Raw genomic sequence first — 8,793 nt, forward strand, 5'->3', positions numbered from 1 at the left:
GCTGTCGGCGGCGGTGTCGGCGATCACCTGGTGGATGTCGTGGCTTTTGGCGGCCAGGAACCGCTGGAACTGCCGGGCGCCGGCGGGGGTGTCCAACGCCAGCGACCGCGGGTGGGCCAGGACGGCGCGCAGTTCGGCCTCGATACTGTCGAGCCGTTTGCGGCTCTGCAGCACTACCTGCGCGGCGCCGTGCACCGTCGCCGCGAAAGCCCGGTCGGCCTGGGCGGACGTCTGCAGCCGCCGCGCCAGGACGTCCTCGCGTCCGCGCGCGGCATCGGCGTGAGCGCCGAGTTCCTCGGGCATAGTGGCGACGTTAGTTCAGCGGCGACCATCGCGGTATTCACCCGAGATGTCAGTCCTTGAAATACACCAGCTGATGGGTGCTGGCCAGCAGCCGGCCGGCGCGCGACCACAGGTGCGCGCTCTGGTCGAAGTAACCGCGCGAGAACCGGTTGGCGTGCGCGCTGGCCAACAGGAAATCACTGCCGAGAGAATCGATTTCACGTTGGTCGGCGTGAAAATAGGTGGTCAGCGAGATGGTGCCGGCCGGCAGGAATCTACCGCGGCGCAGGAAGGCCCGCGGGAAAAAGACATCCGACAGGCAGGCCAGCGCGGTGAAGTCCAGCGCCCGGCCTTCGGCGTCGCGTACCCACAGCGTCGTGGTCGAGGAAGTACTGGGCTCCACGGCCCCCAGCGGCACCGGGCCCTCGGCGAACCGCATGTCGTAACGCCTGGCCCAGATGATCGCGTCGACGAAGGACCCGCGGGGAAGCTGCTCGGGTGCGGGGACGCTCGGCGGGCGGGTTTCGTCGTCGGCCCAGGTGTCGCGGTGCAGGCCGAACAGCGCGGTCGCCGTCGTCTTGACCTCGTCGCCCTGGCGAAGCTCGAGCACCCAGTGCTGGTTGCTGCGGTTGGTGCGGGCGGCCCGCAGACCGATGTCGAACGCGCCGTCGGCGATGGGCGCGGCGAAGTTGACGGTCAGCGCCAGTGGATCGCCGATGCGGTCGGGATGGGACTCCACGGCGTGCAACAGCACCGCCGCGGTGATCCCCCCGAACGGCCCGACCATGTTGACCCACTCCGGGTCGGTGGCCCCGCGGAACGTCTCGGCGTCGACGGCGTCGAGGTGCACGGCGCGGTCGAAGGGGTGTTCGGTCACAGCGGCCCTCCCGGCAGGCGGAACGATATCGGTCACGCTATCGCGGGCGGTCAGCCCGGATTGACCGCCGTCACCACCCAGGTGTGCCCGGGGAACTTCAGGACTCCGTCGACGCGGTGCCGGCGCAGCTCGCCGCGCAGGTCCTCGACCACACCGGCCCAGCCGTCCTCGCCGAGCCGGGACGGCAACTCGGCGCGGGCCTGCTGGCCGGTGCGGTTGGACAGGATCATCGTCAGGCGTTCCTCGACGCCGTCGCTGCCGTCGATGCTGAAATTGCAGACCCCGTCGAACGCTTCGACGCCCACCTGCGCCCAGCCGGCGTCGGCCAGGACAGCGCGCACCCGGTCGGCGTTGCCGAAGGCCAGCGGACCCGGCGCGGCGGGATCCACCGCGGCAGGTGGCGATTCCAGCTGTGCGGCCAGCAGCTCGACGCCCACGGAGAACATCGGGTTGTCGCCTTCGCGCCAGCACACCAATGCCAACCCGGCGCCCGGTGCTGCGCCGCAGCGGATGTTGGTGAACGCGGCCACCGGGTCGTCGAAGAACATCACCCCGAACCGCGAGACGACCCGGTCAAACGGCGCGCCGCCGGCCCGCAGGTCCAGGGTCTGGGCGTCCCCGAGCGTCACGGTGGCCTGCGGAACCCGCCGGCGGGCCGCGGTCACCATCGGCTCGGAGATATCGACGCCATACGGGACGGCGCCCAGTTCTGCCGCGCGCTGCAGCAGCGTCCCCGAACCGCAACCGATGTCGAGCACCCGTGCGCCGGCTCGGATGTCGGCGGCCTGGATCACGGCGTCGGCGAACGGGGCAAGTGCCGCCTCGAAGATCGCCGCATTGTCGACCCAATCCAGACCTTGGGTCGCCCAGGCTTGCTGCTGATCCTCGTTGGCCATGGGCCCAGCGTAGGGTGCGGCGCGGTCTAGCCTGTTAGCCGTGGATGGCCAGGCGTTCTACACCCAGACCGGGTCCGGGCAGTTCGACAGTTCACCGCTGACCGCTGGGCCGTGGAGCGCGGCGAGCCAGCACGGCGGGCCGCCGTCGGCACTGCTGGCTCGCGAGATCGAGCGCTATCAGCCGCGCGATGGGCACCGGCTGGCCCGGATCAGCATCGACATCCTGACCCCGGTCCCGGTGGCGCCGCTGACAGTTCAGGTGGAGGAGATCCGCACCGGCAAGCGGGTGCAGTTGCTGCAGGCGACCGCGCAGGCCGGTGGACGCATGGTGCTGGTCGGGCGGGCGTGGCGGATGGCCGCGGCGGCGGCGGATTTTCCGGTTGCGGTACCCGGGTCCGTGCCGGACGGGGATGAGCCCGATGAACCCACCCCGCAGGCGTTCACCTTTCCCGACGGCTTGCACACCGACGGCTATCTGTCGGCGATCGACTGGTCCTTCGAAGACGGCGGATTCGCCATCGACGGCCCCGCGCGCGCCTGGGCGCGCCCGCGTGTGGCGCTGGTGGCGGGTGAGGCGATGACGCCGTGGCAGCGGGTGCTGACGGTGGGGGACTCCGGGAGCGGAATCAGTGCCTGCGCCCCGCCGGCGCGGCATCCGGCGATCAACTGCGATTTCACCGTGGTGTTGCACCGGGATCCGGTGGGCAGCTGGGTCGGTATGGACGCGCGCACGGTGGTGACACCCGGGCAGGGTGCGATGACGCAGACGACGGTGTTCGACGCCGCGGGGCCGGCGGGGTTGGCGACGCAGACGTTGGTGGTGTGAGGAGCCGCGTGCGCCGGACCGGGGTGACCAGATTTTTGCCCGCCTCTGAGCGACAGTGCTCGTTATGTCAGTCTCGGGGGATCCGCTGGGTGCCGCGCTTGGCTGCGACGGGTGGCCCATGATGGTGTTCACGTTCGACTGTGAAGGAACCTCGCATGCCTGATGCTCCGCTGCGCGACGACCACCTCGAACTGCTGCGGCGCCGCGCACGGACCGAGGACGCGGCGCGCCCGCAGGCTGTGCAACGCCGCCACGACGCCGGCGGCCGTACCGCACGGGAGAACATCGCCGACCTGGTCGACCCCGGGACGTTCGTGGAGTACGGGCGGTTCGCGATCGCCGCCCAACGCGCCCGCCGCGACGTTGACGACCTGGTGGCCAACACCCCCGGCGACGGCCTGCTGGCCGGAACCGCCACCATCAACAGTGCGGTGTTCGGCCGCGAGCGCAGCGCGTGCGCGGTGCTGGCCTACGACTACACCGTGCTGGCCGGCACTCAGGGGGCGATCGGCCACTTCAAGAAGGACCGGCTGTTCGAACTGATCGCCCGGATGCGCCTGCCCACGGTCTTCTTCGCCGAGGGCGGCGGCGGGCGCCCCGGGGACACCGACTACCCGACGGTGTCGTCGTTGGACGTCCCCGCGTTCGCGTTGTGGGCCAAGTTATCCGGTCTGGTGCCGCGCATCGCCGTGGTCAAGGGCCGCTGCTTTGCCGGCAACGCCGTCATCGCGGGGTGTTCGGATTTGATCATCGCCACCGCCGACACCTCGATCGGCATGGCGGGCCCGGCGATGATCGCCGGCGGCGGCCTGGGCCATGTCGCCCCCGACGACGTCGGGCCCTTGTCGGTCCAGGGGCCCAACGGCGTCGTCGATGTGGTGGTGGCCGACGAGGCCGAAGCCGTCGCGGTGACCAAGAAGGTGCTCGGCTATTTCCAGGGCGCGACTGCGGCCGGCCCGGCAGCGGACCAAAACGCCTTGCGCACCATGATTCCCGAGCGCGCCCGACGCGCCTACCCGCTCAAGCCCATCATCGAGGCCATCGCCGACGCCGACTCGGTGACTTTCCTGCGGGAGAAATTCGCCCCCGAGATGGTCACCGCGCTGGCCCGCATCGAGGGCCGCCCGGTCGGAGTCATCGGCAACAACCCCATGGTGATGGCCGGGGCCATTACCGCCGGCGCATCGGACAAGGCCGCCCGATTCCTGCAGCTCTGCGATGCCTTCGGGCTGCCGGTGGTGTCGCTCATCGACTGCCCGGGCTACATGGTGGGCCCGGCCGCCGAAGCAGAAGCCCTGGTGCGGCGAGCATCTCGGCTGTTGGTGGCCGGCGCCGCGCTGCGGGTGCCGCTGATCGCGGTGATCCTGCGCCGCGGCTACGGGCTGGGTGCTCAGGCCATGATGGGCGGCAGCCTGCACGAGCCGGTGCTGACCGTGGCCTGGCCCGGCGCGCACCTGGGCCCCATGGGGCTGGAGGGCGCGGTCCGGTTGGGTCTGCGCAAGGAACTCGAGGCCATCGCCGACGCCGACGAGCGCGAGGAACGGGTGCGCCAAGCCACCGCCGCCGCCGAGGAGCACGCCAAAGCCCTCAACGCCGCAGCGATTTTCGAGATCGACGATGTGATCGACCCCGCCGAGACCCGGGGTTTGATCGCGGCGACGCTGGCGGCATCGGGTGCGGTCGGGCAGGATTCGCCGCCGCGGCGGTTCGTCGACACGTTCTGAAGACCTCGGGTGGCCGGCGCCGGGGCAACCGCCTGCTCACGCCGCCGGGCGCAGGCCCTTATCGTCGCTGGCCGGCTTCGGCGCCGGCCGCTCCCGGGGCGGCACCCACCCCACGTAGGTCAGATACAACCCGATGAGTGTGAACAGCACGTAGGCGGCGCGCGCCCAGCCCTCGGCGCGCATGGCCAGGTTGGCACTCGCGATGCTGCTGTCGGGAAACACCACCAGCGCCAACCCCTTGAGGGCGGTGAGCCAGCCCGTCACCGACACGCAGATCGCTGCCGCACCCCGCCAATAGGGGTGAAAAGCCACCACGATCAAACCGGCCAACAGCGTGAACGCCCCGGTCGACCACAGCCACAGGGGATCGGCGGAGAAGTCGGACGCCCATATCTGCGGGGCCCGGAAGACCGCCGTCGCGGTGAGGACGACAAGGAACGGCCCGATCACCCGGGCGAACATCTGTGTCCTGGCTTGAGGTTGTTCTGACACTTTCATCTCGCCGACCTCCTGAACCGTGTTTCCCCAGAATACGAGCGGTTTACGGCTGCGGCCACTGCTTTATCGGCGGCGTCAACGGCCCGTCGTGGTGTCCAGTGTCAGCTCCCAGGCCGACAGCCAGGGCGTGATGGTCTGGGCGATCGAGTACGGGTGCGGGTCTTCGCACTTGGGCTCGGTATAGGTGCCGTCGGAGACCGCGATGTAGATGCCGACAGCCTCTGCGGTGCCGTCCTCGCGCAGCCGGTACACCGGTCCGCCGGAATCGCCGCAGATGCCGCCGGCTTCGAACCGGACTTTATTGGCTTCGCTGGCCACCACCGGCCCGCACAGCGGTCCACCGGATCGAATCCCGAAGTGGCACAAGATGTCGCCGACAGCCACGTCCTCGGCGACCCCGGTGACCGGATGCCCGTCCACGACGGAGGTCAGGGGGATCTTGCCCGGATCGTCCAGCAGGATCAGGCCCATGTCGTAGTCGTCCCAGTCGCTGCCGTCGTTGACGGTCTCGGTGAACGTGCCGATGGTGCGATAGGCGAATGCACCGCCGTGGCGAATCACCACCTGGCCGGAGCCCCCGCCCGGGTTGCAGTGGCCCGCGGCGAGCAAGCCGGGCCGGTTGTCGCGGGTGCGCACCAGGAATCCCGTGGTACAGGTGATGCCGGCGGCGCTTCCGCCCTCGGATACGTTGATGCCGATGCCGGGCCCGATCACGTGCGCAAGCGGAATCGGGCTTTGCGGGCGGATGGGGTGTGTGCGGTTCACCTGATAGAGGCCGACGAAGATCGCGACGACCACGACGGCGATCCCCAACCGCCATGCCACCGTCTTCGCCCTGTCCAGGCGGTGCTGTGCCGTCACCGTGGCCACGGTAGCGGCACGCCTTGCAGGGCGGTCCGAGTGAGGCTATTTGCGCACCGCCGTGATCGCCCTCGGAAGGCCGAAGGGAGCGTGCGTGCACCGGCGCCCGCGGGCAATCGGATCCTGGGTCGCCGACGCCGCCTTGCGTAGGCTGGCCAGATGGCGTCCCCGACTCTGACCGCCGACTTCGCCCGCGCGCTGCCGGAACTCGCCCAGCCCTGGCAGGCCGCCATTCCGCCGGAGCCGAAGCTGGTGGTCCTCAACGAGGCGCTGGCCGCCGACCTGGGTCTGGACTCCGCCTGGCTGCGCAGCTCCGACGGTCTGAAGTTCTTGACGGGAAACGCACTTCCTGACGGCGCCACCCCGGTCGCGCAGGCCTATGCCGGTCATCAATTCGGCAACTACGTCCCCCTGCTCGGCGACGGACGCGCCCTGCTGCTCGGCGAACTCGACCACAACAGGCCCCGCGACATTCACCTCAAGGGTTCCGGGCGCACCCCGTTCGCTCGCGGCGGCGACGGGCTGGCTGCCGTGGGCCCGATGCTGCGCGAGTACGTGATCAGCGAAGCCATGCACGCCCTGGGCATCCCCACCACCCGGTCGCTGGCCGTGGTCGCCACCGGAGCACACGTGCAACGCGAAACGGCACTGCCCGGCGCGGTGCTGACCCGCATCGCCGCCAGCCACCTGCGGGTGGGCAGCTTCCAGTTGGTTGCCCAGCAGGCCCGCGCCACCGGCGATCTGAGCCTGCTGCGCCGGCTGGCCGACTACGCGATCGCCCGCCACTACCCGGACGCCGCGCACGCCGAGAACCCTTACCTGGCACTGTTTCAGGAGGTACTCGACGCCCAGGCCTCGCTGATCGCGAAGTGGATGCACGTCGGGTTCGTGCACGGGGTGATGAACACCGACAATATGACCATCTCCGGGGAAACCATCGACTACGGGCCGTGCGCCTTCATGGAGGCCTACGACCCGGCTACGGTGTTCAGCTCCATCGACTACGCCGGGCGCTACGCCTACGGCAACCAGCCGCTGGTGGCCCAGTGGAACCTGGCCCGCTTCGCCGAAGCCATCCTGCCGCTGCTCGCCACGACCGAGGAGCTCGCGCTGGCGGTGGCGGTGGAAGCCCTCGAAGGCTTCATGCCGCGCTATCACGGCTACTGGTCGGCGGGGATGCTGGCCAAATTCGGGCTGACCGGCAGCGTGGAGTCCGCCGCCCTGATCGACCAGGCGCTGGCGCTGCTCAAGGACAACCAGGTGGACTACACGTCGTTCTTCCGGCAACTCGCCCGCGCCGGGCGCGGCGACCCCGACGCGCTGCCGCCGGTGTTCGCCGACTGGCTGCACCGCTGGCGGGCCCTGGAACCCGACGCCGACGCCATGGACCGGGTCAACCCCGTCTACATCCCCCGCAACCATCTGGTGGAGCAGGCCTTGACCGCTGCGATGCGCGGCGACCTGGCCCCCATCCTCAGGCTGCTGGAGGTGATCGGCGAGCCCTACCGCGAACGTGATGGTCTGCAGGACTACGCCGCACCCGCGCCGCCCGAATTCGGCGAGTACCGCACCTTCTGCGGAACGTGATCGCCGGCGATCACTCCGAGGTCGACACCACGGCCTCGCTGTGCGCCCGCCCCGCCCGATGCGCGCCGTGCTGGGCCGGGACGTCCGGGCTTCGATGGCCCGGCGGCGCGGCATGCCGGCCCGCCGAACGACCGCCGTCCTCGCGGATCTCGAAGCGCTGCGCCACCCAGCGCAGCGGGCCGGGTGCCCACCAGTTCCACCGGCCCATCAGGTGCATGAACGCCGGCACCAGCACCATCCGTATCAGCGTGGCATCGGCCAGGACCGCCAACGTCAGGCCGAGACCCAGCATGCGCATGAACGACACCTGCGCGGCGATCAGCGCGGCGAACGAGATCGACATGATCAGTGCCGCAGCGGTGATCACCCGGGCGGTGTGCGCCAGGCCCAGTGCCACACTCTGGTCGTTGTCGGCGCGGGTGCGCCCCGAGGCCAACCAGTACTCCCGGATCCGGGACACCAGGAACACCTCGTAGTCCATCGACAGCCCGAAGGAGATGCAGAACAGCAACACCGGCACGTTGGCGACCAGCATCCCGGTGGGTGTGGTGCCGAACGCCCCGAGATTGCCGTCCTGGAATATCCAGACCAGTGCGCCGAACGCCGCGGACAGCGACAAGATGTTGAGGATCAGCGCCTTGATCGGCAATACGACGCTGCCGGTCAGCAGGAACAGCAGTCCGAAGGTGATGACGCCGATCAGTCCCAGCACCTGCGGCAGCCGGTCGGTGATCGCGTTGACGCTGTCGCGGTTGATCTGGGCCAGCCCGCCCATCTGTACCGGCCGTTGGTCCGGGCCCGGCACCGCGTGCAGCTGATCGAGCTGGTTTTCGGAGCGTTGGGAGAACAGCGGGGCGGTGCTGGAGACGGTCAGCAACACGCTGTCGTCCTTGATTCCGGTGGCCGCTGAGGGATCACCCACCCGGTTGCCGGCAACAAAGGTCCCGGTCGGCGCGGACACCGACGAGACGTCGGGCACCCGGGACAGTTCCGCGGCGTAGCGGTCCAATTCCGCGGGGCCGATGCCGTGCGCGTCGGGGACCACGATCGGTACCGCCTGAGCCGAATCGTCGGCGAACTGCTCGCGCAGGGCGTCACCCACCTGGTGCGCCGAGGCCGTCCGCGGCAGCACCCGGTCATCCGGGTAGCCCCATTTCACACCGAGGAACGGCGCCCCCACCGCCACCAGCAGCGCCACCACCGCAAGCCCGATCGGCACCGCGTGGCGGGCCACGAACGTGG

At 70.0% G+C, this 8,793-nt stretch carries 9 protein-coding genes; 3 read left to right on the forward strand and 6 right to left on the reverse strand.

Translation table 11 applies throughout. The annotated features are described in order from the left end of the window. The 3 genes from LI92_RS17365 to LI92_RS17375 all read right to left on the reverse strand — a co-directional run. Positions 1-303: DUF4226 domain-containing protein (locus LI92_RS17365; protein WP_046321054.1), on the reverse strand; the 303-nt coding region annotated here is incomplete at its 3' end. Positions 304-352: 49 nt separating this feature from the next. Further along, positions 353-1,159 (reverse strand): acyl-CoA thioesterase, encoded by an 807-nt coding sequence (locus LI92_RS17370; RefSeq protein WP_046321057.1) that lies wholly within the window; start codon positions 1,157-1,159, stop codon positions 353-355. Positions 1,160-1,209: 50 nt separating this feature from the next. Beyond that, positions 1,210-2,055, reverse strand: coding sequence for a class I SAM-dependent methyltransferase (locus tag LI92_RS17375; protein ID WP_046321059.1), 846 nt, complete (start codon positions 2,053-2,055; stop codon positions 1,210-1,212). A 40-nt stretch (positions 2,056-2,095) separates the two neighbouring features. On the opposite strand from LI92_RS17375, the gene LI92_RS17380 reads away from it, so the two are divergent. Both LI92_RS17380 and LI92_RS17385 read left to right on the forward strand, forming a co-directional pair. Next, complete coding sequence (locus tag LI92_RS17380; RefSeq protein ID WP_046321060.1) at positions 2,096-2,881, forward strand: thioesterase family protein; 786 nt, start codon at positions 2,096-2,098, stop codon at positions 2,879-2,881. A gap of 155 nt (positions 2,882-3,036) precedes the next feature. Beyond that, entirely contained in the window at positions 3,037-4,605 is a 1,569-nt protein-coding gene (locus LI92_RS17385; RefSeq protein ID WP_046321062.1) for an acyl-CoA carboxylase subunit beta, read from the forward strand. Positions 4,606-4,641: 36 nt separating this feature from the next. On the opposite strand, the gene LI92_RS17390 is transcribed toward LI92_RS17385, so the two are convergent. After that, positions 4,642-5,103 carry a hypothetical protein gene (locus LI92_RS17390; protein ID WP_046321064.1) on the reverse strand — a complete coding sequence of 154 codons (462 nt, stop codon included), beginning with the start codon at positions 5,101-5,103 and terminating at the stop codon, positions 4,642-4,644. Positions 5,104-5,178: 75 nt separating this feature from the next. Beyond that, positions 5,179-5,964, reverse strand: a complete 786-nt coding sequence (locus tag LI92_RS17395; RefSeq protein ID WP_046321069.1) for a chymotrypsin family serine protease — start codon at positions 5,962-5,964, stop codon at positions 5,179-5,181. Positions 5,965-6,123: 159 nt separating this feature from the next. On the opposite strand from LI92_RS17395, the gene LI92_RS17400 reads away from it, so the two are divergent. Further along, entirely contained in the window at positions 6,124-7,551 is a 1,428-nt protein-coding gene (locus tag LI92_RS17400; RefSeq protein WP_046321066.1) for a protein adenylyltransferase SelO, read from the forward strand. A 10-nt stretch (positions 7,552-7,561) separates the two neighbouring features. Here the strand turns inward: LI92_RS17400 and LI92_RS17410 are convergent. Next, a partial coding sequence (locus LI92_RS17410; protein ID WP_152665528.1) for an MMPL family transporter occupies positions 7,562-8,793 on the reverse strand: 1,232 nt, incomplete at its 5' end.

Source organism: Mycobacterium sp. UM_Kg1 (assembly GCF_000972925.1).
Lineage (GTDB): Bacteria > Actinomycetota > Actinomycetes > Mycobacteriales > Mycobacteriaceae > Mycobacterium > Mycobacterium hiberniae.